This is a genomic window from Planobispora rosea (assembly GCF_014648175.1).
Lineage (GTDB): Bacteria > Actinomycetota > Actinomycetes > Streptosporangiales > Streptosporangiaceae > Planobispora > Planobispora rosea.
In genome coordinates this window covers 40760-67689 of record NZ_BMQP01000049.1, presented here as the reverse complement: position 1 = coordinate 67689, position 26930 = coordinate 40760, and the positions used below count along the sequence as shown (strand labels likewise).

Genomic DNA, 26930 nt, shown 5'->3' with positions numbered 1-26930 from the left:
GCTGAAGGAACGCATCCATGCCATATCAAACGAGCGACCACCAAATGAGTCACGCTCTAACGAGTCAGCGGCCGGGCCTCCTCCAGGAACAGCGGCAGCACCGCCTCGACCGTCGTGCCTTCTCCGGGCGGTGACGTGATCAGGCAGGTGCCGCCGAGCTCGGCCGCCCGCTCCCGCATCGACGTCAGCCCGACCCCGGAGCGCCGCTCCGGCGGCACGCCCACCCCGTCGTCGCTCACCCGGACGACGAGGTGGTCGCTGCGTTCCAGCGCGACCCGCACGGTGGTGGCCGAGGCGTGTTTGCGGACGTTGGTGAGCGCCTCCTGGACGATCCGGTAGGCGGCCACCTCGGTGGCGGCCGGCAGGCCGGTCAGGTCGCCGTCCGCCTCGACGGCGACGCCGGGCCCGGCCATCTCCGTGATCGCCCCGGCCAGGCCGAGGTCGTCCAGGGCAGGGGGGCGCAGGCCGTACACCAGCTGCCTGATGTCGCCGGTCACGCTGTCCATGCCGGAACGCAGGCCGTCGAGCAGGCGCTCGGCGTTCTCCGGGGAGGCGTGCAGGTAGTGCCGGGCCGCGTTGATGGACATGGCCATGCCGCTGAGCGACTGGCCCAGGCCGTCGTGGAGGTCGCGGCGGAGGCGGCGGCGTTCCTCCTCGCGGGCGGCGATGATCCGCTCCCGCGAGTGGCGCAGCGCGGCGACCAGCCGGACCGCGTGCGCGCAGTCGGCGATGTACGGCGTGAGCGCGGCGACGACCCGCTCGTTGTGGGCGGCCGGCAGCCGCCGGGCACCGGGAGGACCGATGAGCAGATGGCCGACCGGTTCGCCGTGCCAGACCAGGGGGACCTCGCGCGCCGTCTCACCGAGCTCGCCCACGGTCGTCCGGGCGGGCCGCCCGTCGGGGAAGCGCACCGCGACCCCCGTGACGGACAGTCCCTCGCGCAGCACGTCCAGGGCCGCGGGCAGGCCCTCGGCGGGATCGGTGCGCTGCAGCCGCCGCCGCAGTTCTCCGGCCAGGGCCACGGGGTCGCCCTTGCTGCCGTAGAGCAGCCGGTCGGCGCCGCGCTGCAGGATCCGGCGGAGCGGGTGGAAGAAGGCCCCGGCGCAGAGCGCGGCGAGCAGGCCGCCGAGCCGGTCGACGTCCGACAGGAACAGGCTGGAGGCCGCGCCCACCGCCACGTAGACGCCGCCGATCACACCGACGAGACCCGCGCCGACCAGCGTGCGGGTGATCAGGGTGTCGATGCCGTAGAGCCCGTGCCGCAGGATCGAGAACGTGATGGCGGCCGGGATGAGCGGGATGGTGAAGGAGGTCAGCCACCAGATCGGGCCGCCCACCACCCAGGGGACGAGCAGGCCCGCGAACGCGAACAGGGGCCAGAGGATCCGCCGTCGTTCAAGCGGCTCCGCGCGGTGGAAGCGCACCGCCAGCGAGGCGAAGGCCAGCGCCATCACCACGTTGGCCGGCCAGTGCATGAACTTCGTGACGGCCGGAGGCAACTTCACCACGTCCAGGGAGACCAGCAGCCACCGCACGGCGTCCAGTCCCTGCACCAGAAGGGCGAGGGCGGCCACCGGCCGCCACCGGGGAGAGGGCAGGCGGCCGGTCGGGTAGAGCAGGGGGAGCAGCATCCCCAGCAGCAACGTCGCCAGCACCCAGCTCAGGTTGATGGTCAGCCGGTAGGGCGCGGGCACGGCGCCGGCGCTGAGGGAGGCGCCGTTCAGCAGGGCGACGTTGACCGTCAGGATGTTGACCGCGCAGGCCAGGCCGCCCACCGCCAGCAGCCAGCCGATGAGCAGCCGCGGCCGGCGGAAGATCAGCAGCGCGCCGAAGAGCGGGAACGCGGTTCCCGCCATGTCCTCGGGCGCGAAGGGCAGCGGGGTGTAGCCGGGCTGCGGGAGCTCGGCGGTCACCACGATGTTCGCGCACTCCAGGGCCACGGAGACGACGGCGATCAGCACGCCGGTGAGGCGCACGCGCCCGTGCGCCTCGCCGGCGTGCTGCCCCTCCGACCCCGATCGGCCCAGCTCGCGAGCCACCCAGCCCCTCCACGTGCGGCATGTGCAGACGTTGGAGTGACCCTAGCCGGGATGGGCGAATGTTCAATCAACAAGCGCTCAACGTGATGTTGATTCCGCACGCTCACGGCCCGCCGTCTTCGCACGGCTGTGCGGCGTGGCCTCCGTGAGGCTGTGCGCTGCGGCCTCCGTACGGTCCTGCGCCGTCCCCGTACGGCGCCGCAGCGCCGGGCCGATCGCCAGCAGGCCGCCGGCGGCCACCAGCTCGATCGCGCCGACGGTCAGCCAGAGGGTGGTGGGACCGGCCTCCAGGAGACGGGTGCCGAGCAGCGGCGCCAGCATGGCCCCGGCCGACCAGGAGAGGCCGTACATGCCCGAGTAGCGGCCGCGCAGGTGGGCGGGGGCGAGCGCGGCCACGATGGCGCCGGGGATGCCCGCGGTGACGATCTCGCCCAGCGTCCAGACGACCAGGGTGGCGGCGTACCCGGCGACGCTGGAGACGACGGAGTTCAGCGCGAAGCCCGCGGCGATCACGGCGAACCCGATCGCCAGCGTCGTGCTGGGGTCCCGCCTGCCCAGCCAGTCGCCGGTCAGCGGCTGGATCAGCACGATCAGGATGCCGTTGACCGCCATGACCAGCCCGTAGTCGGTCTTGTCGAAGCCCGCCCCGGTCATGGCCAGCGGCAGGGTCGTGAACGCCTGGGTGTAGACCAGGCTGGCGAGCGTGCAGATCACGATGTAGGCGACCATCAGCCGGTCCCGGAGCACCACGCCGAACCCGCCGCGCGCGGCGGCCTCCCGCCCGCCCGGCTCCGGCCGGGTCTCCGGGACCGCCCGCCACACCAGGAGCCCGAAGATCACCGCAGTGGTCGCGTTGAACCAGAACATCCAGCCGTGACCCGCCTCGGCCAGCCAGCCGCCGATCACCATCGCCACTGCGAAACCCAGGTTCAGCGCCCAGAACAGCAGGCCGTAGGCGCGCGGCCGGTCCTCGGGCGCGACCAGGTCGGCCACCAGCGCGGTGGAGGCGGGCCGGTAGGCGTCGATCGTCAGGCCGAGCACGAACATCGTCGCCACGATCGCGGCCGGCGAGGTGCTCGCCCCCAGCGCGACCATCGCCGCGGCGGTCGCGATCATGCCGCCGGTCAGCGTGATCCGCCGCCCGAACCGGTCGGCCAACCAGCCCGCCAGGACCTGGGAGATCAGCGAGCCCACCCCGAAGACCGCCATCACCGCGCCCGCCGTGGCCAGGGACATGCCCCGCGCCTGGGTCAGGTAGACGCCGATGAACGGCTCGACCATCATGCCGACCCGGTTGACCAGCGTCCCGGACCACAGGGCCCAGAACGCGCGGGGAAGTCCACCGATCTTCGATTGCAGGAATCCGGGTTTGGTGAGGGTCGAGCTCGTCATGGGGACCAGGGTGGACAGGTGTTCGGAAGTGCGCCAATCTTTTAGGCATGACTAAAGGGTCGTGCGGGGTGCAGAAGAAGTCCTGCCACGTCGAGTGGGTCTTCGCCCCCGACGACGTGGCCCGCATCCGCTTCGCCTTCTCACCGATCTGGGAACTGGTCGCCAGCCTGCGCACGCTGCGCGACCCGGCCCGGCGCTCGCTCCACCTGCCCTGGGTGCGCGCCGTACGGCCCCGCCTGGCCGGGCTCGACCTGTCCGAGTTGTTCGCGCTGGTCCCCACGGCGGGCTACCTCGTCGACTTCGTGACGCCCACCCCCGACACGCCGGTGCCCGACTTCGCCGCCGAGCTGGACCGGGTACGGCGCACGCCGCCCGAGCGGGCCGCCGCGGAGGCGGGCTGGGTCTCCGGGGCCGACCCGCGGATCGTCGAGAGGTTCCGGGCCGACCCCGAGGCCGGGGTGGCGCGGGTCGCCGACACCCTCCAGCGCTACTGGGAGGTGGCCTTCGCCGAGTTCTGGCCGCGCGTCCACGGGCTGCTGGAGGGGGAGGTGACGCGCCGCTCCCGGCAGCTGGCCGCGGGCGGGGCCCGGGAGCTCTTCTCCGACCTGCACCCGAACGTCAGCTGGCGCGGCGACCGGCTCGCGGTCGTGCGGAGGTGGGAGTACTCCGCCCCGCTGGGCGGCGACGGGCTGGTGCTCGTGCCGACCGCCTTCTGGTGGCCGGACACGGCCGTGATGGTCGAGCCGTACCAGCCGATGCTCGTCTACCCCGCCACCGGCGTCGGCACCCTGTGGACCGAGGGCCCGCCGCCCGCGCCCGGCGCCCTGGCCGCGCTGATCGGCAGGACCCGCGCGCAGATCCTCACCGCCCTGGCCGATCCCTCGACCACCTCGGCCCTGGCCCGGCGGATGGAGCTCACCCCCGGCGCGATCAGCCAGCACCTGACCGTCCTGTCCGACGGCGGCCTGGTGACGCGGCGGCGGATGGGCCGAGAGGTCCTCTACAGACGCACCCCGGTCGGCGACTCCCTGGTCTGCGCGGCGTAGCGGGTCCCGGCCTCCAGGAGCCGCTCCAGGTAGGCGCGCGAGACGGTCAGGAAGGCACAGGTCACCCGGGTCACCTCGGCCGAGGCGGCGAAGTCGAGACCGCGCCGCTCCACCAGGGCGGGGACGGCGCGCGCCGCCGTCCACAACTCCTCCATCCGGGTCACGATCCGCTCGACCACCCCGTCCGGGGTCCGCTCCCCGGCCGCGGCCGGGACGCGCCCGGCGGCCAGGAGGTCGCACCAGGCGGCGACGTCGCCGCTCGCCTCGGTGACCGCCCGCCACTGCGGGCTCCCGGCGACGGAGACGGGCACCTCCACCCCCAGGCAGGGCTCCACCAGGTCGAGCAGGTAGGTCCCGAAGCCGGTCCTGTCGCGCCCGGCGCCGGAGAGCGCGGCATCCGGGAGCACCGGCGGCGCGGGGCGCCGGGGTGCCGGTGGCACGGCGTCCCGGGGTGCCGGAAGCGCGGTGTGCTGGGCCGCCAGCCCGGACCGGAACCGCTCCCGCCACCCCTCGCTCATCCCGGGAGCCGATACCCGCCACAGGTCGGCGAAGGCCCGCTCCACCACGTGCGGCCCGGGATCGCCGCCCCCGGCCACCGCCAGCACCCCGGCGCGGGCGGCGGGCTCCTCCCGGAAACGGCCCGCCCAGACCAGCCAGCGCGCGAACAGCGTGGCGGAGGGCGCGTCGCAACCGGCCAGCGCCCGCCCGGCCAGCCGGTGCGCGTCCGCGCCGGGGACGGCCTCCAGGCCGAGCTCGCGCGACCAGGTGATGACGGCCGCCTCGATCCGGTGGACCGAGGGGTGCATGGGGCAGGGGGCGGTCATCGCCGCGAGTCGCTCGGTGAGCGGGGCCAGTGCCTCGGATGAGAGGACCGGCCGGGAAAGGGTGAGCATCGTCGTCGTCTTCCCCCGGATCGGAGCGTCGGCGGCCTTCCGGTCGCGCACTGTCAGGAATCGCTCACTGTAGGAGGGGACGGGGCCGGTTCCATGGAGGCACGACGGGAAAGACGGGAGAGGAGAATGGAGCGGTGCGGCGGACCCGATCGGGCGCCTCGCCGTCCGTGCTCGTAACGTGTGTGAAACACGCGCCGGGCAGACTGGTAGACCACCAGGCGTGTCGCACCGCGCCGGCAACAGAGGAGAGGCCTTGGACCGCCAGCAGGAGTTCGTTCTGCGCACCCTCGAGGAACGCGACATCCGGTTCATCCGGTTGTGGTTCACCGACGTGCTCGGGTTCCTCAAGTCGGTGGCCGTCGCCCCCGCCGAGCTGGAGGGCGCCTTCGCCGAGGGCATCGGCTTCGACGGCTCGGCGATCGAGGGCTTCGCCCGCGTCTACGAGTCGGACATGCTCGCCAAGCCCGACCCGGCCACCTTCCAGATGCTGCCCTGGCGCAGTGAGAACCCCGGCACGGCCCGGATGTTCTGCGACATCCTCATGCCGGACGGCTCGCCCTCGCACGCCGACCCGCGCTGGGTGCTCAAGCGGACCCTGGCCAAGGCCTCCGACATGGGCTTCAGCTTCTACACCCATCCCGAGGTCGAGTTCTTCCTGCTGAAGAACCGCCCCGAGCGCGGCGCCCGCCCCGAGCCCATCGACGAGGGCGGCTACTTCGACCACACCCCGCACAGTTCCGGCCACGACTTCCGGCGTCAGGCGATCATGATGCTGGAGTCGATGGGCATCTCGGTGGAGTACAGCCACCACGAGGGCGGGCCCGGCCAGCAGGAGATCGACCTGCGCTACGCCGACGCGCTCACCACCGCCGACAACATCATGACCTTCCGCCTGGTCATGAAGGAGGTCGCGCTGGAGCAGGGCATCTGGGCCAGCTTCATGCCCAAGCCCTTCACCGAGTACCCCGGCTCCGGCATGCACACCCACATGTCGCTGTTCGAGGGCGACCGCAACGCCTTCCACGAGCCCGGCGCCGAGTACCAGCTCTCCAAGACCGGCCGCGCCTTCATCGGCGGCCTGCTGGCCCACGCCGCCGAGATCACCGCCGTCTGCAACCAGTGGGTCAACTCCTACAAGCGCCTGTGGGGCGGGGCCGAGGCGATCGCCGGTCAGGGCGGCGAGGCGCCGAGCTACATCTGCTGGGGCCACAACAACCGCTCGGCCCTGGTCCGCGTGCCGATGTACAAGCCGCACAAGAGCGGCTCCACCCGCATCGAGTTCCGCTCGCTCGACTCCGCCTGCAACCCCTACCTGGCCTTCGCGGTGATCCTCGCCGCCGGGCTGAAGGGCATCGAGGAGGGCTACGAGATGCCCCCCGGCGCCGAGGACGACGTGTGGGCGCTGACCAGCGCCGAGCGCCGCGCCCTGGGCATCGCGCCGCTCCCGCAGTCGCTGGACGAGGCCATCGCGGTCATGGAGCGCAGCGAGCTGGTCGCCGAGACCCTCGGCGAGCACGTCTTCGACTACTTCCTGCGCAACAAGCGCGCCGAGTGGAACGACTACCGCCGCCAGGTCACCGAGTTCGAGCTGGGCCGCTACCTCCCGGTGCTCTGAACTGCGCGAACAGACTGCCGACGAGCGTTCCCGGACAGGCGGGGAAGGCTCGTCGGCAGGGGCGATCAGGCAGATATCGAAGATCAAGGCACATCCAGGGCACACACGCTGTCGCTGAAGAAGGCGTCCATGGCCCGCCGCGCCCGCTCCGTCGCGCTGGGCATGAGGTGGGTGTACGTCCGCAGGGTGAAGGCCGGATCGTTGTGCCCGAGATACTCGGCGACGGTCACGACATCGACGCCAGCGGCAAGCCAGGCCGACGCGGCGGTGTGCCGGAGCTTATGGCAGCCGTGTTCCCGGTACGGCTTGCGCCGAATGCCCGGAGGAGTGGGCGGCACGATCCCGGCCCGTTCGATGGCACCGCGCCAGGTGTAGTTGAAGGAGCCTCGATGCAGCGCGCCTCCGGTCTCCCGGACGAACAGGAGACGGTACGTCCGAGGCTCCCCGTCTGGCACTCGCCAGGGCAAGGTCACATCCGTGGGGGAGTGGCGCTCGATGTGTGCCCGCAGGCGTTCGGCCACCGATGCGGGCATGGGCACTGATCGGGTCTTGTTCCGCTTGGGCAGGGAGAACACCTGCCGACTTCGGACGAGCCGGACCTGACGGTTCACGTGGACCAAGCCGTTGTCGAAGTCCAGATCATCGACGGCGATCCCGAACAGCTCACCTTGCCGGAGTCCGCAGCCCGCGCCCAGATAGACCATCGCCCCCAGGTGGGCCGGAAGCATCTCGGCGACCCTGGCGACCTGAGCCAGCGTCCAGGGGATCACCTTCTTGGAGCCGTTCTCAACCGGCCGTGCCGTCTGAACCGACTTCAGCTTGAAGGGATTGCGGTTGATGATCCGGTCGTCAACGGCAGTGCTGAAGATCGCTGACACCATGTCTGTGATGACCTTGATGGAGCCCGGGGCCAACGCGCCTTCCATGAGCTTGATCCATGATCGGAGCAGAGCGGGACGGGCAGCCAAAGAGATCATCGTTTCTGATCCGATCTTCTGGCCGTACACCCACCGAGACAGCCGACTGTCCACGCCCTCCAGGGTGCCGGGATCACTCGTCAGACTGGCCCGCCATTCCCGGGCGTAGGCGCTCAAGGTGATCTGTCCGGCCGAAGGGTCGAGGTACTCGCCCTTGTGCAGACTGTTTTTGATCTCCGTATCGAACCGCTCGGCATCGGGACGGCGATCGAAGTTACGCTTCCGCTGACTACCCGTGTCGTCTCGGTAGCGAACCTGCCAGCGCCCGTCACAGCCGTGATCGCTGGTCGGGACCCGCTTGGGGCGGCAGCCGCACAGTTCCTCATCCGGCTTGGGCCGGGACTTGTGCCACCGGTCATAGATCGTCATGACTGCTCCCGCACCCAGGCTCGTACGTCCTCCGGGAAGTACCGCAGGTGACGGCCAATCTTGTGACCGGTCGGACCGGTGCCCAGGTAGCGCCACTGGTAGAGGGTGGCAGGCGGTACGCCGAGGAACTTCGCGACTCGCGCCACGTCCCAGAGATCGTCATTGAGGGTGTTCATGCCGCCGCCTCCTTCCCGGTTGCCGAAAGATCGGTGTCGGCCTGTCTGGCTTGTGCTTCGGCCAGCAGTTCGCGTTGCCGTTGCCGCTCAGCGATTGCCGAAAGCAGCCGTTGTCCCAACGGCGGCAGGTCCGGATCACCCGGGGGTACCTTGCGCCAGACGTAGCGGCTGGGGTCGGGGCTCTCCGTTGCCGAAAGCCCGAGGGTCTCCAGCACCCAGGCGCGGCGGTCGGCCCGGTGATCGGTCAGGGTCTTGCTGGACCACTTGCGCGAGACCAGCACGCGACGGCCCCGGATGCCCAGGTGTTCGGCCTTGTGTGCCTTGCCCTTGCAGCGGCCCGGAGCCTGACCCGGACGCGCGTTCTTGGGCTGCACGCCGTAGCGCAGCCAGTTCGGGCAGAACTCCGAGCACGGCTCGTAGTGCAGCGCCTCGACCATCCGATCGACGTGGTCCTTCTGGCGCTGGGTCTGCGGCTCCACGGTCTCGGCGATCGATTTGGTCAGATACTTGGTCAGGTAGTGCTTGACCAGATGATCAGCCCGTTCGGTCCCGCCGAGCACGCCGACCGGCTTGACCTGATCACCGAAGCGCAGCACGTGCAGCGGCTCGGTATCCTCGTCCAGAGCATCCAGTTCCTCATCCCAGGTGGGCAGCACCTCACCCGTACGCGGATCGAGATAGCCGCACCCGTCCTCCCAGACGGGCAGGTGCTCGCCATCGAAGACGACCCGGTCGGTGGCAGGCCACCACACCTGGTGGTAGGTGGCAGCGGCGATCTGCTTGATCTCGGCCCGGGACAGCGTGCCCCGCATGGCCAGATGCAGGTGTGGAGCCCCGCGCTTTTGGGGTTCGACGGTGGCGAAGTACTGCACGTCCCAGCCCGCCACGCGCCGCAGGTTCTGAATGAAGCGATCCACCAGCCGACCGAAGTGGATGGCATCGCGCGCAGCCCGGGTGTAGTCGTAGGAGTCCGGATCGACTGGAGCGCCGTCATGCACCTTGCCGTAGGAGGGCAGGGTGAGCGTGATGAACATCGACGGCCGGTAGCGCCTGCCGTCCGGGGCCTCGTACAGCCGACCGAGCGTGCCGGGGATCTTCTTGCGCTTGGGCAGGTCTGGGGCGTCCTGCCGTCGTCGGGTGGAGCGCTGGCGACTAGTGGCCGAGCGGCCCAGCACCGAGCCCCGCAGGCCAGCGGCCCGCATCTCCATCTCAACCTGAGCAATCGCCTCATCCCAGGATGCGAGGTCTTCACCCTCGGCCTCGGCTTGGTCGCGGTAGCCCTGGAGCTGGGCACGCAGCTCGATCAGGTAGGTCTGCTCCTCAGTGGGCGCGTTCGGGGTGATCTCCGGTTCAGTCTCGGTGTGCCAGCCCTCGCGGCACTGGGCCTTGCGGAGCTGAAGGTTGCGCTTGGCGCATGGCGGGCACTTGCTCTCCAGAGTGGTCCCGCACGGCACATCCACGCACCTGGTCTCGCCCGTAGCCGGGTCGAGCCGGTACATCGGGATGGGGCGGATGCATACCCCTAGGGCGATGGCCAGTTGGTCAACGACCTCCCGCGCGAGCGGCATCGAAAGCCGGATCGCGCGGGGAGTCTGACGGTCGGTGGCGTTCACTTGGCCTTGCTCCGGGGGCGAGCCGTACGGGTACGGCGAGGCTTGACCGGTTCCGGTTCCGGTTCCGGTTCCGGTTCAGGTTCCGGGGTGATCAGTACCAGGGATGCTTGTCCGCACTCAGTGCAGGTGACTTGCTGTGTCTTGGCGTTGAGCCAGGACTTGCCCTTGGTCCGGCAGGTGGGGCAGCGATGCCCGGTCAGGGGTTCGAGTTCGGTGGTCATCTCAGATCACCTCCGCCAGGTGCTGGCCGTAGTCGCGGACCATGTCGGTGATGTCGTCATCGGAGACGTAGCCCGCACGGCCCCGGATCGGGATGGGCGACTTCTCCAGCCGGACGAAGCCAACGCCCGCGCCCTCGTACTCGTCGCTGGCGATCAGGTCAGCCAGCGCACCGCGATCCCGCGCGCCTTCTCCGAGCACCATGTCCACCTGGTCGGACTCATCGAGCCGCAGGGCGATCTTGTCGGGGAACAGGTTGCGGATCTTCAGGACCTCCTTGCGCGGGTCCTGCAGTGCGGCGATCAGGGTGAAGCCGACCGAGCGGCCTTGCGTGGACAGGGTCGAGAGTCTGCTGTTGATCGCATCCCTGATCTTGCGGTCATCGACGTAGGCCGTCAGGAACGCCACTTCATCCACGATGATGATGTTGTGCGGGTACTCCAGCGAAGCGACGTGCTTGCGCACATGCCCGCCGAAGGCATCAGCGGTTCGCTGCATCTCCTTTTCGGCCTCTTCCAGCAGCGTCAGGCAGTCCTCCGGGGTCGCGGCATAGCGGTAAAACAGCGTCTTACCAGGCGCTTCGCTGGGACTGTGACCGAACTTCAGCTCCATGCGCTTGGGGTCGCACACCCACAGACGGCACAGGCCCGCCCGCACCAGGGGAAGGCGATCGCGGATGATCCCCCACTCCCAAGAGCCCTTACCGGCCCCGGTCGCGCCCACGATCAGCAGGTGCGTGCCATGCACCCGCAGCATGAGCGGCTTGCCGTCCTCGCGAAGACCGGTCTCGGCGAACTCCGGATGCGGCACGTTCTTGATCGGGATGGCGGGCAGCGGGACGGCCAGCGGATCGCGACGCGGGAAGGTCAGGGCCAGCCAGCCGGGTTTTCCGACGGTGACCCGGCAGGAGGGCGCGCCGAAGGCATGAGCCAGGTGCGGAGCCCGCTTCTCCCAATCCTCATGGGACTGGCCGGACAGCATCTTGATGCGCACCGTGTCGGCCCAGCCGTCACAGGTGACCTTGCGCAGTCGGGGCAGGAATTCGCGCCCCCCGGATGTGCGGCCGAGACCGGAGATGACCATGGTGGGCTGCCAGTGCCGCCGGTAGATCCACATCCAGCGGTACCAGGCCAGCAGCCGCCAGCCGACCAAAGCGCAGAACGAGGCCCGCTCCAGCCGTGCCCAGGCGATCAGCAGCCCGGTTTCGGCCAGGATGAGCAGCAGCGCACGCTGCCAGCCCACCGAGTAGATCAGCCAGGCCAGGCCCAGGCACAGCAGGCAGGCGATCGGGTGGCGGTAGATCGTGCGGACGGTCCCGCCCAGGAAGCGCCACAGCGCGATCAGGACGGTGACGATGGCGGGGACTTGCACCACCGAGGGACGGAAGACCACGGCGGTATCGGGTGTGGTGGACACCAGATCCCGCGCGGGGTCGCCGGGGAGCTTGCGGAACATAGACTGAACACCTCTTCCTTGATCCGTTGGAGCGGTTGGGGTGGAGATCAGGGGCCACCGGGAGCGGCAACTTCCAGTGGCCCCGCCTTGCCGTCAGGCCGCGTCAGTCCAGGTCCTCATAGACGATGAACCCGCAGTCGTCGCACACCTCGACGCCGTCCTTGGCGTACACGGTCGTGTTGGCGTGGTTGCACGTGTCCCAGGAGTAATCGGGGTTGAACCGCATGACGTGCTCCTCTTGGTGATCGAGATCAGGCCACCCGGTTGGGAGCCTGCGTGCTGATCGATGACAGGCCCCGCCAACGCCGCTCGATCTCCATCGCGAAGTCGGCAGCCGCCTTGGCCAGCTCTCGTGCGAAGTCCACCGACTCAGCGGTGACCGTGTCGGCGTGCAGGCACACGCTGACGATCGAGTTACCGGCCCCCAGAGCCAGGACCGGAGTGCGATCCGGGTAGGTGGTGCAGGTGGCCTGTCCCTTGCCATCCACATGCAGCGCCGTTCGCTGCCAGGAGCCGCCCTTGCGCGCCATCACGCACCGTCCTTGGGAGCCGGAGCCGACGCAGCCTTGAAGCCGTTCGGCTTGACCATCCCGGCAGCCCGGAACGAGTACGCCAGGCGCTTGGTCTTGTCGTTCAGGTACGGCGTCGCCGTCATGTCGATGAACTCGATCTGCTCGAACATCCCGCCCGTGGGCGGAACCGGCTGCACCTCAGCCAGGATCTTCACGGCGACCTCGCGCGACTTGGCCCCGAGATCGGGGTCCAGGTCCATGACGCGGCACTGCCAGACGCGGCCCTGGGTGACCTTGTCCTTGGCCGGAGTCCTCTTACCGGTCTTCTCGTCGTAGTCCTCCGCCTGAACGATCGAGTCCGGCACCAGCGCACAGCCAGCCGGGAACACGTCCTCAAAGCGGACCGGGAACCTCATCCCTCCAGGAAGAGCCATCGCCCTACCTCCCTTCATTCGCACCTTTTTTGCGTCTACCCACATTTTGAGTGCGGGTAGTCCCAGAGTCAAGGAGAACCAGTACTAAAAATGCGGGTATAACTACTTGGTAGGGAAAGTGCTACCCGCATAAAGTGGACATTGACCCGCATACGATCAAGCCCAGGAGGGCAATATGGCTCACGGTGCAGAGCCGTTCGCACTGGTAGTGCGCTTCACGGTGCGCCACGGGGCAGAATCCGCGTTCGATGACCTCACCGCCCGGACCGTCGCCAAGATCACGACTCAAGAGCCGGGGACGCTCATCTACACCTGTCACCATGTCGAAGGACAACCGCGACAGCGGATCTTCTACGAGCTGTACCGTGACCGGGCGGCTTTCGACGCACATGAACAGCAGCCGCACGTCAAAGACTTCCTCGCACAGCGCGAGGAGCTGCTAGAGGCAATCGAGGTCGACTTTATGAACATGATCGTCGGCAAGCCGTCCACTTCCTCCGAGGCGGCATGATCTCGTGACCGACGCACGTGTTGTCGGTGAACGCATCGCGTACCACCGCAAGCGCCTCAACCTGTCCCAAGTCGATCTCGCCGGACTCATCGGACGTTCCGAAAGCTGGGTCTCCCAAGTTGAGAGAGGGGTCCGCTCCGTTGACCGGATCTCCGTTCTCCAAAAGGTCGCCGATACGTTGTCGGTCAGCGTCGCCGAGCTGCGCGGCGCTGACACTACCGACGAACCGGCCGAAGACCGCTCAGAAGCGTTCGAGACACTTCGACTTGCTCTGACCGGCCACCCCGTTATCCGCTCGGTGATCACAGCAGAAAGCACGCCCGTGACCGCCAAGCGCTTGTCCGAGATCCTCAAGCGTAAGGTCCCGGTCTGGGAGATGGTCCATGCTGGCCGTTACACCGAACTGGCCCCCGTACTCTCCAACCTGATCACAGACCTTGAGCTGGCTGTACGGCACGCCCCGGACGAGGAGCTTCGCAAGCAAGCTCGACACGCACTGACGGACACCTACCAAGCGGCAGCCGCGATGATGGCCAAGCTCTCCGAGAACGACGCCGCGTGGATCGCTGCCGATCGCGCCGCCTTCAACGCCGAGAACCTCGGGCTTCCTCTGGAAGTAGCGGCAAGCTTGTTCCGCATGGCGCACGTGTTCCTGTCACTGCGCCAGATCTCACAGGCATACCAAGTCGGCAGCACTGTCGCCGACGCTCTTGCCCAGAAGATCGAGCAAGACGCCGACCCCAAGGTGCTCTCGCTCTATGGGGCATTCCAACTGGTCTTGGCCATTGCCGCCGCACGGGAGAACGAGCGCGCCCAAGCGCACGAACACCTCGACAAGGCACGCAAGACCGCCGAGCGGCTCGGTTCCGATCGCAATGACTTCGGTACTGAGTTCGGCCCGACCAACGTCGGCATCCACGCCGTCGCCGTCGCCGTCGAACTGGGAGACGCAGGGCAAGCCTTGGATCTCGCAGAGCACATCGACACCTCAAAGATGTCCCCGGAGCGCCAAGCCCGATTTCTGATCGACGTTGCGCAGGCCCACGCCATGCGGCGTCATATCGGTGATGCTCTGCATGCCTTGCAGGAGGCCGAACAGCTCACGCCAGAGCAGACCCGGACACACAAGGTCGCCCGCGACGTCGCCCGTGACCTGATCCAGCGTTCCGGTACACGCGCACGGCCCGAACTTCGCGATCTCGCCGAACGGTTCGGCGTCCTTCCGTAACGAAGCTCGCAGGAATCTTGCCGAATTGCCATTGTGTGAATCAAGCGGCGGCGCGCGCCGCGCCGCCGTACCCCCGCGCCAGTGCCTCCCCGCGCTGAGCATGCGGCCTGGGGGCCGGTCTCGCGCGGGGGCACGCGCGGCCCACCGCACACCCGCCGCACCGCACCAAGCAACCCGCCGTACCCAGGCCCGCGCCGCCGCCCAAGGTCGCTCCGACCACCGGCCCCGACCGCTACGCGGCGCCTACGGCGTCCTTCGGATCGACGCCGGCCGCTCCGCTCCCCGCGGGAACGCGAAAGCCGCCACGGACTACCGGACTCGAACCGGCTCATCCCAGCAAGGGGTGTTAGCGCGAAGCTAATACGAACTTTCCCATTCGCCTTTGCCCGTGACGGCACCCAAAGGATAGGCCACCGAAAGTAGTGGTCGGAAAGCATGCCTCCGGCGGGGGCCTCGGCTCCGGGATGATCGCGATTGCCGGACCGGAGACCGTAGGTGGCTGAGGGAGCCTGATCGTCCCGCCTGCCACGTCCCAGGCAGAGCCCAGCAACCCGACTCCTCCGGCTCAAGCCCGTCTGTGATCGTTGGCATCCGATGATCGAGGAACGGCGACCGGCAAAGGTACACGCGAAGACGGGCATGATCCTCCGTCGTCGGCCCGCTGCCCTTCGGGTGGGACGAGGCAGACGGGAAGATCAGCCAGGGGGAGCCGTGCGCGTCCGCGCAGGGCACAATCAGGGCACACGAGGCGCGGAGCCAGCAAGAAACATCGAGATCCGCCGAGGGATGAAACCCCGGTCAGCGCGGCACTCCGGGATATCGCCGCAGGTCCGTAGAGCGGCGCGTTTGTCCCTGCGCAACAAGCGCACCGAGTGGCGGGAGTACCGCCGCCAGGTCACCGAGTTCGAGCTGGGCCGCTACCTCCCGGTGCTGTGACTCCGGGCCGGCGCGGCGGTTTCACTGGGATGCGTTGTGGCAGGTTCACGACGTGCGCGACATTTGGGACCTGGTGGTCGTCGGCGGCGGCCCGGCGGGTTCGGCGGCGGCCCTGCGGGCCAAGCAACTGCGTCCCCGGGCCCGCGTGCTGCTGCTGGACAAGGCGGATTTCCCCCGGGACAAGGCATGCGGGGACGGCATCGCCGCCCACGGCGGTGACGAACTCGCTCTGCTCGGCGTGCCCGACCTCATCGCCGACTACCGGCCCACGGACCGCCTGTCGGTGATCTCCCCGGGAGGCGCGCGGGTCCTGGCCACCGTCGCCCGGCCCAACCGCGTCGTCCCCCGAGAGGTCTTCGACGCCCGCCTCGTCGACGCCGCCCGCGCCCGCGGGGTGGAGGTCCGGCGCCACCGCGTCCGCGCGATCGCGGCCCGGAAGGACCACGTCGTCGTCGACGACCGCCTCGCCACCCGCACCCTCGTCGCCGCCGACGGGGCCAACTCGACGGTGCGGCGCCTGGCGGGGATCCCGGCCGGTCCCGAGCGGCACACCGCGATCGCCGTGCGCGGCTACGCCGACGTGCCCGTCGACGACGACGTGCAGTTCATCGCCATGCAGCAGGAGGGCTGGCCCGCCTACGCCTGGTCGTTCCCGATCGGGGACGGCACGGCCAACATCGGCTTCGGCATGCTGCTGCCGAGTCTGCGCGCCACCGGGCTGCCCGGCCGCCAGGTCCTGCACGGCCGGCTCGCCGAGTTGCTGCCCGACCTGCCCGCCCGCCGCCTCAAGGCCCACCACCTGCCGCTGTCACCGGGCCGGCCGAAGCCCGGTACGGGCCGGGTGCTGCTCGCCGGTGACGCCGCCGGGCTTGTCAACCCGCTCACCGGTGAGGGCATCTACTACGCCCTGCTGTCCGGCCGCCTGGCCGGCGAGGCGGCCGTGGAGGCCGTCGGTGACCCGCTCGGCGCCTATCGGCGCACGCTGAGAGGCGCTCTGGGGGCGCACCTGCTCACCACCGACGTGCTGGCCCGGGCCGCGCAGTCCCCCCGCTTCATCGACGCCGCCATCGACGTCGCCGCCCGGCGCGGGGAGGTGTTCGACCTGCTGGTGGAGGTGGGGCTGGGCGCGGGCACGGTGCCGCTTCCGCTGGCCCTGGCCGTGGTGGGCCGCTGGCTCCGGGGCGGCCCACCCGCGTCGGCCGGGGTCAGGAGGCGCGGGTGAACTCGGCGACCCAGTTCGTCTCCCAGGTCGTGCCCCCGTCGGGGGAGAACTCCTGCTCCCAGCGGCACGAGTCCGCGGTGATCTCCGACCAGATGTAGTTGACCTTGATCGGGATGCCGTCGTACACGTCGTCGGCGGTGAACACGCCGCGCCCGTCGTCGCCGAAACGGCCGACCACCGGCGGCAGCGAGATGCCGGTCCTGCTGCTCGCCCAGTACAGCGACCACAGGCCGGTCTCCTTGTCGTACAGCCGCAGCGTCACGCCGCCGAATCCCTGCGTCGGGAAGGTGACCTCGTCGATGTTGCCGGCGCCGTCCAGGACGTTCCAGCACGTGGTGAAGCCCGGGAACTCGTACCAGTCCTCGCTGCCGGCGAGCACCCTGCGCAGCCGCCGCTGCCGGGAGGTCCAGGTGCCGACGAGGAAGCCGAAATCGTTGTCCATGGCGTGAAGCTAGCCACGGTCGCCTGACATCCTCCGTCAGTGGACATCGGCGGGTCCGCGGTGCTCGGCCGGCGACCCGGAGGACCGTGTCAGAGGGGGCGGAGGCGGCCGTACCGTCGCAGATCGCCGCCGGCTCGTTGCCCGGTGCCTCCTGCTCCGCCGGGGGGAGGGAGACACGGGAGGATCAGGGGGGTGGGGTGCCATTTACTCCCCTTATGTGCGCGTACGGTAGGACGCAGCGTCACTCCGTCTCCGGGTGGCCTTTTTCGGAGGGGGTCTCCGCGGGCAGGCGGTCATTCCCCTGTCATTGGCCGTCCACAGGAACGTTACGGACCCCTGGTTGGCTGTACGTGCAACTACTCGGCTAAAATCGGCCGGTCCCTTTGCTTGTTATATATCAGGATCAATTTCGCCGTGCACGGCGATAGGAGGTGCGGCATGACGACGGCTGCTGGTCTGCAGACCGTGGTGACGGTTCCGGCGCGGTTCCGCGGGCCCGAGGGCGCCGCGAACGGCGGGTGGATCGCGGGCACGGTCTCCGAGGCCCTGCACGGCGCCCGGCACGACTCGGCAGTCGAGGTCACGCTGCACGCGCCCACCCCGCTGGAGGCCGAGCTGGAGCTGCGCCAGCTCGCCAACACCGCCACCCTGACCCAGGGCGAGACCCTCCTGGTCGAGGCCATCACCGTCGCCGAGCAGCTCGACGCCCCGGCGTTCGTGCCCTTCAACGACGCCGCCCACGCCGAGCGCGGTTTCGCCGGGCTGAGGGGCCACGCCTTCCCCGGCTGCTTCACCTGCGGCATGCGCGATCCGGGTGACGGCCTGCGGATCTTCCCCGGCCCGGTGGAGGGGAAGGACCTGGTCGCGGCCGGCTGGCGGGTGCCGATGACCGTCACCGACCAGGACGGCGTCGTCCCCGACGCGGTCGTCTGGGCGGCGCTCGACTGCGCCACCGGCTGGGCCCACTTCGCCCCCGGTGAGTTCGCGCTGCTCGGTCGCCTGACCGCCCGGGTCCACCGCCGCGTCTACCCCGGTGGCATCTACTCGGTGGTGGCCCGCGCCACCGGCCGTGAGGGCCGCAAGCTCTTCGGTGAGAGCGCGGTCTACGAGGTGGACGGCACCCTGGTCGCCGCCGCCAAGGCCACCTGGATTGTTCCGGCCTGACCGTTCCCGGCCCTCTCCCGTCCCGCGGCCCGGTTCCTCCCGAGGAGCCGGGCCGCACGCTCGCCGGCGCTCGGCCGGGAGTGCTTCCGGGCGGCGGTCTCCGGGTGGTTTGTCGTCAGCGTGATAATTTCCGGCGGATAAATCGCCGTCCGGAGCGGAGATTTTGTCGAGATCCGCGATTATCTTCGGCGGGCATGGCCTCCACTTCCACCGCACCGTCGGACCTGGCCGCCACTCCCGTGCCGTGGTTCGAGCGCCTGCTCGTCGTGCTGTTCGTCGTGGTGCCCTTCCTCGCGGTGCTGGCCGCCGTCCCCTTCGCCTGGGGATGGGGTCTGACCTGGCGGGACGTGGTCATCGCCGGGGTGATGTACCTCGTCACCGGGTTCGGCATCACCGTCGGCTACCACCGGCACTTCACCCACCGCTCCTTCCAGGCGAAGACCTGGCTGCGGGTCGTGATGGCGATCGCCGGGGGCATGTCGCTCCAGGGGCCGGTCATCCGCTGGGTGGCCGACCACCGGAGGCACCACAAGTACGCCGACCGGGAGGGCGACCCGCACTCGCCGTGGCGGTTCGGCCCCGGCTTCGTCGGGCTGAGCAAGGGGCTGTTCCACGCCCACGTCGGCTGGCTGTTCCGCCCGGAGCGCACCTCGCGGCGGCGTTTCTGCCCCGACCTGCTCGCCGACCGGCCGATCAGGCTTCTCTCCCACAACCTGGCCTATGTGCCGATCGTGCTGCTCTCGCTCGGCCTGCCGACCCTCATCGGCGGATTGTGGGGCGGTTCGTGGCGCGCGGCCCTGACCGCCTACTTCTGGGGCGGCCTGGTACGGATCTTCGTCCAGCATCACGTGACCTGGTCGATCAACTCCATCTGCCACACCTTCGGCAAGGAGGAGTTCACGGTCAGGGACCGCTCCCGGAACGTGTGGTGGCTGGCCGTGATCTCGCTGGGCGAGGCCTGGCACAACCTGCACCACGCCGACCCCACCTGCGCCCGGCACGGCGTGCTCCGCGGTCAGATCGACCCCAGCGCCCGGCTGATCTGGCTGTTCGAGCGGTTCGGCTGGGCCTGGGACGTGCGCTGGCCGGACACCGCGCGCCTCGCCGCCCGGCGGGTGGGCGCGGCGGCGTGAGCCGTACGGGGGACGAATCGCGATAGGTCGGGTTGTGGGATGGTAAGCCGCATAATTACCGCATGAGAATTACCGTCATCGAGCACGAGGCCGGAGCCGGCCTGGGCTTCTTCGCCGGATGGCTGGCCCGGTCCGGGGCGGAGTGCGAGGTCGTCCGGCCGTACCTGGAAGAGGCGGTGCCCGAACGCGCGGCCGACGGGCTGATCGTGCTCGGCGGCGAGGCGGCGGCCTGGCAGGACGAGGACTATCCCTGGCTGCCCGCCACCCGCGACCTGATCCGCCGCTCGGTGGACACCGGCGTGCCGACCCTGGGCATCTGCCTGGGCGCCCAGCTGATGACGCTCGCCTGCGGCGGGACCGTCGAGCGCGGCGGCGGCGGGCTGGAGGTCGGGGTGCGCCGGATCGTCCCGCTCCCCGGCGCGAGCGGCGATCCGCTCTTCGACGGCCTGCTCGACGGCCCGGAGCCCGCCGTCGCGGTGCAGTACCACGGTGACGCGATGACCCGGCTGCCCGAAGGCGCGGTCCCGCTGGCCACCGGGGACGCCTACCCGAACCAGGCGTACCGGCTGGGCGAGCGCGCCTGGGCGGTGCAGTTCCACCCGGAGGCCACTCCGGAGATCTTCGCCGGCTGGGTGGACGGCTCCGCCGAGCACCTGGTCGCCCTGGGCCACCCCGCCGCCGAGCTGGTGACCGAGGCCGCGGCGTCCGGACCGCGGCTCGCCGCCGTCTGGAGGCCGTTCGCCGAGCGTTTCGCCGCGACCGTCGCCTCCGCCGCGGCCGCCGTTTCCGTCGCCTCCGTCGCCTCCTCTGCCACGGCCACAGCCCCGGCCACCACCGTCGCGAGCGGCACCGCGGCGTGCGCTGTCCCGTCGACGACTCGGCCCTGAGGGGAACGCCCGGGGTCCCTCACTGGATAATGCCGAACCCCTGATGCGAGGATTGAGGGACGACTGTGCCTGCGATCGGAGACGGGGAGGGGGCGGTGAGCGCCGTGCCCCGCATGCAGACGACGGCCGGACGGCTGGTCAGGCTCGGCTTCTCCGACGGGGCCGGGGCCGAGAGGCTCCTCGGCGAGCTGGGACCCGAGGCCGCCGGTGACGTCGGCCTGCTGGACTCCCTCGTCGCCACGGCGGATCCCGACCTGGCGCTCGCCTCGCTGAACCGGCTGGCCGAGCGGGATCCCGGCGTCCTCGGAGCGCTCCGGCGCGACCCCGGTCTGCGGGCCCGGCTCCTCGGCGTCCTCGGCGTCAGCGCGGCCCTCGGGGACCACGTGGCCCGGCACCCGGAGCACTGGCACCTGCTGGAGGAAGAACGGGCCACGGCGCGTCCCGATGAGGCGGAGCTCCGCGCCGAGCTGCTCCTGGCGGTCGGCGCCGACCCCGACGACCCCGAACCGCGGGCGGCGGACGCCTCCACCGAGACCCTGTCCGCGCTCCGGGTCGCCTACCGGGGCCGCCTGCTCCACCTGGCCGCCCGGGACGTCACCGGGGAGGCGGCGCTCGGCGAGGTGACCGCCGAGCTGTCCGCGCTGGCCGGCGCCGCGCTGGAGGCGGGCCTGGCCGTCGCGCGGTCCGAGCAGCCGGAGTCCGGCGCGGTACGGCTGGCCGTCATCGGCATGGGCAAGTGCGGGGCACGCGAGCTCAACTACATCAGCGACGTGGACGTGATCTTCGTGACCGAGCCCCGCCGGACGGCCGCCGGAACCGGGGACGGGACCACCGGCGGGACCACCGGCGGGACCACCGGCGCGGCCGATGCGGTCGCGGAGGGGGCCGTCGACGACACGAAGGCCGTCCAGATCGCCACCCGCCTGGCCCAGGGGATGATGCGCGCCTGCTCGGCCACCACCCCGGAGGGGGCGCTGTGGGAGGTGGACGCGGCGCTGCGCCCCGAGGGGAAGGCCGGGCCGCTGGTCCGGACCCTCGCCAGCCACCAGGCCTACTACCGGCGCTGGGCCAAGACGTGGGAGTTCCAGGCGCTGCTGAAGGCCCGGCCGGTCGCCGGTGATCCCGAACTCGGCGGCCGCTACGTCGCCGCCATGAACGAGATGGTCTGGCAGGCCGCCACCCGCGAGAACTTCGTCGAGGACGTGCAGGCCATGCGCCGCCGGGTGGAGGCCCACGTCCGGGCGGAGGAGGCCGAACGGCAGATCAAGCTCGGCCCGGGCGGCCTGCGCGACGTCGAGTTCGCCGTCCAGCTCCTGCAGCTCGTGCACGGCCGCCTGGACCCGCTGCTGCGCCGCCGCGCCACGCTGCCCGCACTGGCCGCACTGTCCCGGGGCGGCTACGTCGGGCGGGAGGACGCCAGGGCCCTCGCCGAGGCGTACACGTTCCTGCGCCGGGTCGAGCACCTGCTCCAGCTGCACCGGCTCCGCCGTACCCACGTCGTGCCCGAGGGGGAGACCGAGCTCCGGCGGCTCGGGCGCGGGCTGGGCATGACCGCCGACCCGGTGGGGGAGTTCACCGCCCGGTGGCGGCGGCACGCGCTGGAGGCCCGCCGCCTGCACGAGAAGCTGTTCTACCGGCCGTTGCTGCAGGCCGTCGCCCGGCTGCCGGAGTCGGAGGACCGCCTGTCCACCGCCGCCGCGCAGGCCCGCCTGGAGGCTCTCGGCTACGCCGACCCGGCCGGGGCGCTGCGCCACATCGCGGCGCTGACCACCGGTGTCTCCCGCAGGGCGGCGATCCAGCGCACGCTCCTGCCCGTCATGCTCGGCTGGTTCGCCGACGCCCCCGACCCCGACGCGGGCCTGCTCGGTTTCCGGCAGGTCTCCGACAAGCTCGGCGCCACCCCGTGGTACCTGAGGCTGCTGCGCGACGAGACCGCCGTCGCCTCGCGGCTGGCCCACCTCCTGGGGACCAGCAGATACGTGACCGGGCTGCTGCTGCACGCGCCCGAGGCCGTCGCGCTGCTCGGCTCCGACGCGGAGCTGGACCCCCGGCGGCCCGGGGCGTTGCTGGCGGAGGCCCGCGCCACGGTCGCGCGCCATCCCGAGCACGCCGAGGTCGCGGTGGCCGCCGTGCGCGCCCTGCGGCGCAGGGAGCTGTTCCGTACGGCGGTGGCCGACCTCGCCCGGCACATCGACATCGAGCAGGTGGGCCAGGCGCTGTCCACGCTCAACGACGTGACGGTCCAGGCCGCGCTGGAGGCCGCGATCGCCAAGGTCGAGATGGAACGGCGGGCGCCGCTGGGCACCCGGTTCACGGTGATCGCGATGGGCCGTCTCGGCGGCGTCGAGTGCTCCTACGGCAGCGACGCCGACGTGATGTTCGTCCACGAGCCGCTGCCCGGGGTGCCGGAGAAGGACGCGGCGGACGCCGCGCACGCGGTCGCCAACGAGCTGCGCCGCCTGCTGGCCCTGCCCGCCCCCGACCCGCCGCTGACCGTCGATCCCGACCTGCGCCCCGAGGGACGTCAGGGGCCGCTGGTCCGCACACTGGCCTCCTACGCCGCCTACTACGCACGCTGGTCATCGCCGTGGGAGTCCCAGGCGCTGCTGCGCGCCCGGTTCTGCGCCGGGGACGCCGAGCTCGGCGCCGGACTGCTGAGGCTGGCCGACCCGCTGCGCTACCCGGCCGCGGGCGTGTCCGACGAGGCTGTGCTGCAGATCCGCAAGCTCAAGGCGCGGATGGAGGCCGAACGGCTGCCGCGCGGGGCCGACCCCGCCCTGCACACCAAGCTCGGCCGGGGCGGCCTGTCGGACGTCGAGTGGGTGGCCCAGCTCATCCAGCTCCGCCACGCCGGACGCCGGCCGTCGCTGCGGACCACCCGGACCCTGGAGGCGCTGCGCGCGGCGGTCGCCGAGGACCTGCTCGCCCCCGCGGACGAGGAGGTGCTCGCCGACGCCTGGCGGTTCGCCTCCCGGATCCGGGACGCGATCGTCCTGGTCCGGGGCCGTGCCTCCGACTCCATCCCGAACGACGTCCGCGAGCGCGCGCTCATCGCCCGCGCCCTGGGCTACCCGCCGGACGGCAGCGAGGACTTCGTGGACGACTACCGCCGCGTCACCCGCAGGGCCCGCCAGGTCGTGGAGCGGGTCTTCTACGAGGACTGAGCCGGTCTGCGAGGACTGAGCCGGTCTGCGGAGGCTGAGCCGGTCTGCGGGGGCTAGACTGCGGAAAGGACGATCTTGTTGCACTCGTCCTGCTTGTTCTTGAACATCTCGTAGCCGCGCGGGGCGTCCTCCAGGCGCATGCGGTGGCTGATGACGAAGCTCGGGTCGATGTCGCCGTTGCGGATCCGCTCCAGGAGCGGCCGCGTGTACCGCTGCACGTGGCACTGGCCCGCCTTCAGCGTCAGGGACCGGTTCATCAGCGCGCCCATCGGGAACTTGTCCAGCAGCCCGCCGTACACGCCGACCACCGAGACGGTGCCGCCGTTGCGGCAGGCCATGATCGCCTCGCGCAGGGCGTGCGGCCGCTCGGTCTCCATGCGGGCCGCCTGCCGGGTCCGGTCGTAGGCGTGGACCGCGGCCACGGGATGGTGGGCCTCCATGCCCACGGCGTCGATGCACGCGTCCGGGCCGCGTCCGGCGGTCATCTCCCGCAGCGCCTCCAGGACGTTGACCTCCTCGTAGTCGAGCGTCTGCGCGCCCGCCTGCGCGGCCTTCCTCAGCCGGTAGGGGAAGCGGTCGATGGCGATGACCCGCTCGGCGCCCATCAGGTAGGCGCTGGCGACCGCGAACTGGCCGACCGGCCCGGCGCCCCAGACGGCGATCGTGTCCCCGGGCTTGATGTCGCACATCTCCGCGCCCATCCAGCCGGTGGGCAGGATGTCGGACAGGAACAGCACCTTCTCGTCCGGCAGGTCGTCCTCGATCTTGATCGGTCCCACGTCCGCGAACGGCACGCGGGCGTACTGCGCCTGGCCCCCCGGGTAGCCGCCCAGCATGTGGGAGTAGCCGAAGATGCCCGACGGGGAGTGGCCCATGAGCTTCTCGGCCATGCCCGCGTTGGGGTTGGAGTTCTCGCACACCGAGTACATGCCGTTCGCGCAGGAACCGCAGTTCCCGCAGGCGATCGGGAAGGGGACGACGACCCGGTCGCCGACCTTGAGGGTCGACACCTGCGGCCCCACCTCCACCACCTCGCCCATGAACTCGTGGCCGAGGATGTCGCCCTTCTTCATGGTCGGCACGTAACCGTCGTACAGATGCAGGTCGGAACCGCAGATCGCGGTGGAGGTGATGCGGACGACGGCGTCACGCGCGTTGAGGATCCGCGGGTCGGGGACCTCGTGGACCTCGACGGTGTTACGGCCCATCCAGCAGGCGGCTTTCATCTGACTCTCCTCAGTGGGCGGAGCGGACGGAGGCCCGGACGGAGGACCGGACGGGAGGCACGGGCCGGGCCGGACGCTGCCTGGCCTGGCGCAGCGCGCGGGTGCCCTCGGGGCTGCCTTCGGAGCGGACCACCTCACCGGTCTCCATGACCTGCTTGAACCGGCGCAGGTCGTCCCGGACCTGCTGCTCGGGGTGCTCACCCGTCAGCCGGGCGAGGAGCAGCCCGGCCCGGCCGGTCGGCAGGCGGTAGGACAGGTCCACGTGGATCTCGGTACCGCGTCCGCCGGGAGCGTCGGCGAAGCGCACCGACCCCGTGACGCCGACGACACCGCCGGCGGACTTCCAGGAGATCAACTCGTCGGGACGATCCTCGACGACCTTCGCGTTCCACGTGACGGCCGTCCCCGCGGGCCCTCGCGCCCTCCAGTGCGACCGCCCGTCCGCGGTCGTGCTGACCGACTCCAGATGAGCCATGAAGCCGGGCAGGTTCTCGACGTCGCGCCAGCGGCGGTACACCTCCCGGCGCGGACGGTTGACCGTGACGGCCGCGTGGAGGTTCATCCCCCGCCGCGCCACCTGCTCGACCTCCGGGCTGCCCGGACGTGAGCGGCGCCGGGCCGCGCGGGCCGCGGTGTACACGTCGAGGGCGGTGACGGCGAGGACCACCGCGGTGGCGGCCATGACGCGGCGGCGCCTGTCGCCCTGCGTGCCGGAGACCGCCCGGCCCAGTGCCGCCAGGTCCATGGCGTCACCGGCCACCCGGGTCCACACCCGGTCGGCGGGCCTGCGCCCGCCCAGCAGGAGGGCCGCGTGGAGCAGTTCCCGGGCCCCGGCAAGCGGCATCAGGGCGCGGGCCCGGGGTGAGCCGTCGACACCGCCGAGCCTGCTGACGGCACCCGGCGCGGCGACCTGGGCCACGCCCAGGCCCATGCTGACCAGGCCCAGCATCCGGGCGAGGCGGTCGGTGGCACGATCACGTTCTTGGCTCATCACGTCTCCCCATGTCTGATCGCTTCTTCCGAGGCGGCCGCGTACCCGATGGGGGAGTCAGACGTGTACGCAGAGTAGTAACAATGTCGCTAGTAGTACCCTTCTGGTGTCGTGTGACACGGTTGTCTCGGTGCCATCGTGATGCGGCGTTCCTGTTGCGCCCGCCATGATCGGCGTGTATCAACGACTCCGGGTGATCCGTTTTGATATCCGTCTACGCCGATCTGGCCATCGGTCTGGTGCTGGCCTTCCTCCTGCTCTCCCTCCTGGTGAGCGGGGTCAACGAGGCCTTCGTCCGGCTGCTCGGGATCCGCAGCAAGTTCCTCTGGGCCTACCTGCGCGACACCATGGACGGGGGTTCCTCCGAGGGCACCTCGTGGATCCCGTCCAAGATCGCTGATGTCTTCGCCAAGCTGCCCTTCTCCAAGAACGACCCCCGGCCCCGGCACAGCCCCGACCCGGCTCCTCCGGTCGTCGCGCCGATGCCGGTGGACCCCGCCACGGTGCTGGCCGCCGAGGCGCCCGTACCCGACGTCGACATGACCGAGCGGCTCTACCGCCGGCTCCAGGAGATCGACCATCCCAAGGGCGCGCGGACCACCATCTCCGACATCCCTCCGGAGCGGTTCTCCGGCGCGGTCATGGAGCTGGTCTCCGCCGAGGAGGGCGGGGTGGAGGGCCTGATCGCCAAGCTGGAGGCCATCCACAGCCCGCTCGCCGGTCATCTGCGCGGTGTGTGGAAGGGCGCCGAGGCGGACATGGAGAAGTTCCGGGCCGGTGTCGAGAGCTGGTTCGACGGGGAGATGCAGCGCCTGTCCGGGCTCTACCGCCGCTATGTGAAGTGGGTGGTGTTCGCCCTGGGAGTGGCGCTGACGCTGCTGTTCAGCATGGACGCCCTGGAGTACGGCAAGACGCTGCTGCGGGACAACGCCTTCCGGGCCGGAGTGGCGGCCATCGCGGGCGGCAGCGAGGACGGCCTGACCGCGTTGAAGGACAAGTGCTCCGCGGACGGGGCCGCCGAGCCGTACGAGTGCGTGACCGAGTCCCTCAGCTCGCCTGCTCTGGTCAAGATCTTCGACAACGCCATCGTGAGCATCACCGTTCCCCCGGAGGGCGGCGACCCCTCCCTGAACTGGAACGGCGGCGTCTGGTGGGATCGCCTGATCACCCCCGGCCACTGGCCCGGTTATCTGCTCACCGCCGTCGCCCTGCTGTTCGGCGCCCCCTTCTGGTGGGACGTCCTGCGCCGCCTCACCGGGTTCCGCAACCGCGGCTGACCTCCGCGG

General features: G+C 70.7%; 25 protein-coding genes. 11 read left to right on the top strand and 14 right to left on the bottom strand.

Annotated features, from left to right (window positions below; all coding sequences use genetic code 11):
• Positions 1-56: 56 nt before the first annotated feature.
• Both IEZ08_RS33585 and IEZ08_RS33580 read right to left on the bottom strand, forming a co-directional pair.
• Positions 57-2039 (bottom strand): sensor histidine kinase, encoded by a 1983-nt coding sequence (locus IEZ08_RS33585; RefSeq protein ID WP_229803802.1) that lies wholly within the window; start codon positions 2037-2039, stop codon positions 57-59.
• Positions 2040-2117: 78 nt separating this feature from the next.
• A complete protein-coding gene (locus IEZ08_RS33580; protein WP_189243770.1) occupies positions 2118-3431 on the bottom strand; it encodes an MDR family MFS transporter in 1314 nt (437 codons plus the stop codon).
• A gap of 47 nt (positions 3432-3478) precedes the next feature.
• Here IEZ08_RS33580 and IEZ08_RS33575 point away from each other — a divergent pair, with 47 nt between their 5' ends.
• Entirely contained in the window at positions 3479-4477 is a 999-nt protein-coding gene (locus tag IEZ08_RS33575) for an ArsR/SmtB family transcription factor (protein ID WP_068922509.1), read from the top strand.
• On the opposite strand, the gene IEZ08_RS33570 is transcribed toward IEZ08_RS33575, so the two are convergent.
• A complete protein-coding gene (locus IEZ08_RS33570; protein ID WP_189243769.1) occupies positions 4432-5421 on the bottom strand; it encodes an isoprenoid biosynthesis enzyme family protein in 990 nt (329 codons plus the stop codon). The genes IEZ08_RS33575 and IEZ08_RS33570 overlap by 46 nt on opposite strands.
• Before the next feature lie 202 nt (positions 5422-5623).
• On the opposite strand from IEZ08_RS33570, the gene glnA2 reads away from it, so the two are divergent.
• The gene (gene glnA2, locus IEZ08_RS33565; RefSeq protein ID WP_189243768.1) at positions 5624-6985 is read left to right on the top strand and encodes a gamma-glutamylpolyamine synthetase GlnA2; all 1362 of its coding nucleotides are present in this window, start codon (positions 5624-5626) and stop codon (positions 6983-6985) included.
• An 83-nt stretch (positions 6986-7068) separates the two neighbouring features.
• Here glnA2 and IEZ08_RS33560 read toward each other — a convergent pair whose 3' ends face one another.
• From IEZ08_RS33560 to IEZ08_RS33530, 8 genes are all read right to left on the bottom strand, one after another.
• Positions 7069-8331 (bottom strand): tyrosine-type recombinase/integrase, encoded by a 1263-nt coding sequence (locus IEZ08_RS33560; RefSeq protein ID WP_189243767.1) that lies wholly within the window; start codon positions 8329-8331, stop codon positions 7069-7071.
• Complete coding sequence (locus tag IEZ08_RS33555) at positions 8328-8507, bottom strand: helix-turn-helix transcriptional regulator (protein ID WP_189243766.1); 180 nt, start codon at positions 8505-8507, stop codon at positions 8328-8330. The genes IEZ08_RS33560 and IEZ08_RS33555 overlap by 4 nt, the downstream gene beginning before the upstream one ends.
• Complete coding sequence (locus IEZ08_RS33550; RefSeq protein ID WP_307815600.1) at positions 8504-10120, bottom strand: replication initiator; 1617 nt, start codon at positions 10118-10120, stop codon at positions 8504-8506. Before IEZ08_RS33550 ends, IEZ08_RS33555 begins: the two co-directional genes overlap by 4 nt.
• The gene (locus tag IEZ08_RS33545; protein ID WP_189243765.1) at positions 10117-10341 is read right to left on the bottom strand and encodes a hypothetical protein; all 225 of its coding nucleotides are present in this window, start codon (positions 10339-10341) and stop codon (positions 10117-10119) included. Before IEZ08_RS33545 ends, IEZ08_RS33550 begins: the two co-directional genes overlap by 4 nt.
• Position 10342: 1 nt before the next feature.
• Positions 10343-11794, bottom strand: coding sequence for an FtsK/SpoIIIE domain-containing protein (locus IEZ08_RS33540; protein ID WP_189243764.1), 1452 nt, complete (start codon positions 11792-11794; stop codon positions 10343-10345).
• Positions 11795-11897: 103 nt separating this feature from the next.
• Positions 11898-12020 carry a hypothetical protein gene (locus IEZ08_RS40410; protein ID WP_268249390.1) on the bottom strand — a complete coding sequence of 41 codons (123 nt, stop codon included), beginning with the start codon at positions 12018-12020 and terminating at the stop codon, positions 11898-11900.
• Positions 12021-12045: 25 nt separating this feature from the next.
• A complete protein-coding gene (locus IEZ08_RS33535) occupies positions 12046-12327 on the bottom strand; it encodes a hypothetical protein (RefSeq protein WP_189243763.1) in 282 nt (93 codons plus the stop codon).
• Positions 12324-12740, bottom strand: coding sequence for a transcriptional regulator (locus IEZ08_RS33530; protein WP_189243762.1), 417 nt, complete (start codon positions 12738-12740; stop codon positions 12324-12326). The genes IEZ08_RS33535 and IEZ08_RS33530 overlap by 4 nt, the downstream gene beginning before the upstream one ends.
• Before the next feature lie 175 nt (positions 12741-12915).
• On the opposite strand from IEZ08_RS33530, the gene IEZ08_RS33525 reads away from it, so the two are divergent.
• The 4 genes from IEZ08_RS33525 (at position 12916) to IEZ08_RS33515 (ending at position 16637) form a co-directional block, all read left to right on the top strand.
• Positions 12916-13251: a putative quinol monooxygenase gene (locus IEZ08_RS33525; RefSeq protein ID WP_189243761.1), complete on the top strand. Its 336-nt coding sequence runs from the start codon at positions 12916-12918 to the stop codon at positions 13249-13251.
• A gap of 4 nt (positions 13252-13255) precedes the next feature.
• Positions 13256-14479 carry a helix-turn-helix domain-containing protein gene (locus IEZ08_RS33520; protein WP_189243760.1) on the top strand — a complete coding sequence of 408 codons (1224 nt, stop codon included), beginning with the start codon at positions 13256-13258 and terminating at the stop codon, positions 14477-14479.
• 846 nt (positions 14480-15325) lie between these two features.
• Positions 15326-15415, top strand: coding sequence for a glutamine synthetase (locus IEZ08_RS39965; RefSeq protein ID WP_229803800.1), 90 nt, complete (start codon positions 15326-15328; stop codon positions 15413-15415).
• 52 nt (positions 15416-15467) lie between these two features.
• Positions 15468-16637: an NAD(P)/FAD-dependent oxidoreductase gene (locus IEZ08_RS33515; RefSeq protein ID WP_229803799.1), complete on the top strand. Its 1170-nt coding sequence runs from the start codon at positions 15468-15470 to the stop codon at positions 16635-16637.
• Here the strand turns inward: IEZ08_RS33515 and IEZ08_RS33510 are convergent.
• Positions 16621-17079: a hypothetical protein gene (locus tag IEZ08_RS33510; RefSeq protein WP_068922513.1), complete on the bottom strand. Its 459-nt coding sequence runs from the start codon at positions 17077-17079 to the stop codon at positions 16621-16623. The genes IEZ08_RS33515 and IEZ08_RS33510 overlap by 17 nt on opposite strands.
• Positions 17080-17517: 438 nt before the next feature.
• On the opposite strand from IEZ08_RS33510, the gene IEZ08_RS33505 reads away from it, so the two are divergent.
• The 4 genes from IEZ08_RS33505 (at position 17518) to IEZ08_RS33490 (ending at position 23427) form a co-directional block, all read left to right on the top strand.
• Positions 17518-18243, top strand: coding sequence for a hotdog fold domain-containing protein (locus tag IEZ08_RS33505; protein ID WP_068922514.1), 726 nt, complete (start codon positions 17518-17520; stop codon positions 18241-18243).
• A gap of 194 nt (positions 18244-18437) precedes the next feature.
• On the top strand, positions 18438-19376 hold the full coding sequence (locus tag IEZ08_RS33500) for an acyl-CoA desaturase (RefSeq protein ID WP_068922515.1): 939 nt from the start codon (positions 18438-18440) through the stop codon (positions 19374-19376).
• A gap of 62 nt (positions 19377-19438) precedes the next feature.
• A complete protein-coding gene (locus IEZ08_RS33495; RefSeq protein WP_189243759.1) occupies positions 19439-20263 on the top strand; it encodes a type 1 glutamine amidotransferase in 825 nt (274 codons plus the stop codon).
• Positions 20264-20376: 113 nt separating this feature from the next.
• Positions 20377-23427, top strand: a complete 3051-nt coding sequence (locus IEZ08_RS33490; protein ID WP_189243771.1) for a bifunctional [glutamine synthetase] adenylyltransferase/[glutamine synthetase]-adenylyl-L-tyrosine phosphorylase — start codon at positions 20377-20379, stop codon at positions 23425-23427.
• A 53-nt stretch (positions 23428-23480) separates the two neighbouring features.
• Here IEZ08_RS33490 and IEZ08_RS33485 read toward each other — a convergent pair whose 3' ends face one another.
• Entirely contained in the window at positions 23481-24653 is a 1173-nt protein-coding gene (locus IEZ08_RS33485) for a zinc-dependent alcohol dehydrogenase (RefSeq protein ID WP_068922516.1), read from the bottom strand.
• Positions 24654-24663: 10 nt separating this feature from the next.
• On the bottom strand, positions 24664-25644 hold the full coding sequence (locus tag IEZ08_RS33480) for an SRPBCC family protein (protein WP_189243758.1): 981 nt from the start codon (positions 25642-25644) through the stop codon (positions 24664-24666).
• Between the two features lie 203 nt (positions 25645-25847).
• Here IEZ08_RS33480 and IEZ08_RS33475 point away from each other — a divergent pair, with 203 nt between their 5' ends.
• Positions 25848-26921, top strand: a complete 1074-nt coding sequence (locus tag IEZ08_RS33475) for a hypothetical protein (RefSeq protein WP_068922518.1) — start codon at positions 25848-25850, stop codon at positions 26919-26921.
• The last annotated feature ends 9 nt before the right edge of the window (positions 26922-26930 follow it).

Coding starts and splice junctions, on each gene's coding strand:
- IEZ08_RS33580 (WP_189243770.1), bottom strand. CDS start 3,431: ATGACGAGCTCGACCCTCACCAAACCCGGATTCCTGCAATCGAAGATC.
- IEZ08_RS33575 (WP_068922509.1), top strand. CDS start 3,479: ATGACTAAAGGGTCGTGCGGGGTGCAGAAGAAGTCCTGCCACGTCGAG.
- IEZ08_RS33560 (WP_189243767.1), bottom strand. CDS start 8,331: ATGACGATCTATGACCGGTGGCACAAGTCCCGGCCCAAGCCGGATGAG.
- IEZ08_RS33555 (WP_189243766.1), bottom strand. CDS start 8,507: ATGAACACCCTCAATGACGATCTCTGGGACGTGGCGCGAGTCGCGAAG.
- IEZ08_RS33545 (WP_189243765.1), bottom strand. CDS start 10,341: ATGACCACCGAACTCGAACCCCTGACCGGGCATCGCTGCCCCACCTGC.
- IEZ08_RS33540 (WP_189243764.1), bottom strand. CDS start 11,794: ATGTTCCGCAAGCTCCCCGGCGACCCCGCGCGGGATCTGGTGTCCACC.
- IEZ08_RS40410 (WP_268249390.1), bottom strand. CDS start 12,020: ATGCGGTTCAACCCCGATTACTCCTGGGACACGTGCAACCACGCCAAC.
- IEZ08_RS33530 (WP_189243762.1), bottom strand. CDS start 12,740: ATGGCTCTTCCTGGAGGGATGAGGTTCCCGGTCCGCTTTGAGGACGTG.
- IEZ08_RS33525 (WP_189243761.1), top strand. CDS start 12,916: ATGGCTCACGGTGCAGAGCCGTTCGCACTGGTAGTGCGCTTCACGGTG.
- IEZ08_RS33510 (WP_068922513.1), bottom strand. CDS start 17,079: ATGGACAACGATTTCGGCTTCCTCGTCGGCACCTGGACCTCCCGGCAG.
- IEZ08_RS33505 (WP_068922514.1), top strand. CDS start 17,518: ATGACGACGGCTGCTGGTCTGCAGACCGTGGTGACGGTTCCGGCGCGG.
- IEZ08_RS33500 (WP_068922515.1), top strand. CDS start 18,438: ATGGCCTCCACTTCCACCGCACCGTCGGACCTGGCCGCCACTCCCGTG.
- IEZ08_RS33495 (WP_189243759.1), top strand. CDS start 19,439: ATGAGAATTACCGTCATCGAGCACGAGGCCGGAGCCGGCCTGGGCTTC.
- IEZ08_RS33490 (WP_189243771.1), top strand. CDS start 20,377: ATGCAGACGACGGCCGGACGGCTGGTCAGGCTCGGCTTCTCCGACGGG.
- IEZ08_RS33485 (WP_068922516.1), bottom strand. CDS start 24,653: ATGAAAGCCGCCTGCTGGATGGGCCGTAACACCGTCGAGGTCCACGAG.
- IEZ08_RS33480 (WP_189243758.1), bottom strand. CDS start 25,644: ATGAGCCAAGAACGTGATCGTGCCACCGACCGCCTCGCCCGGATGCTG.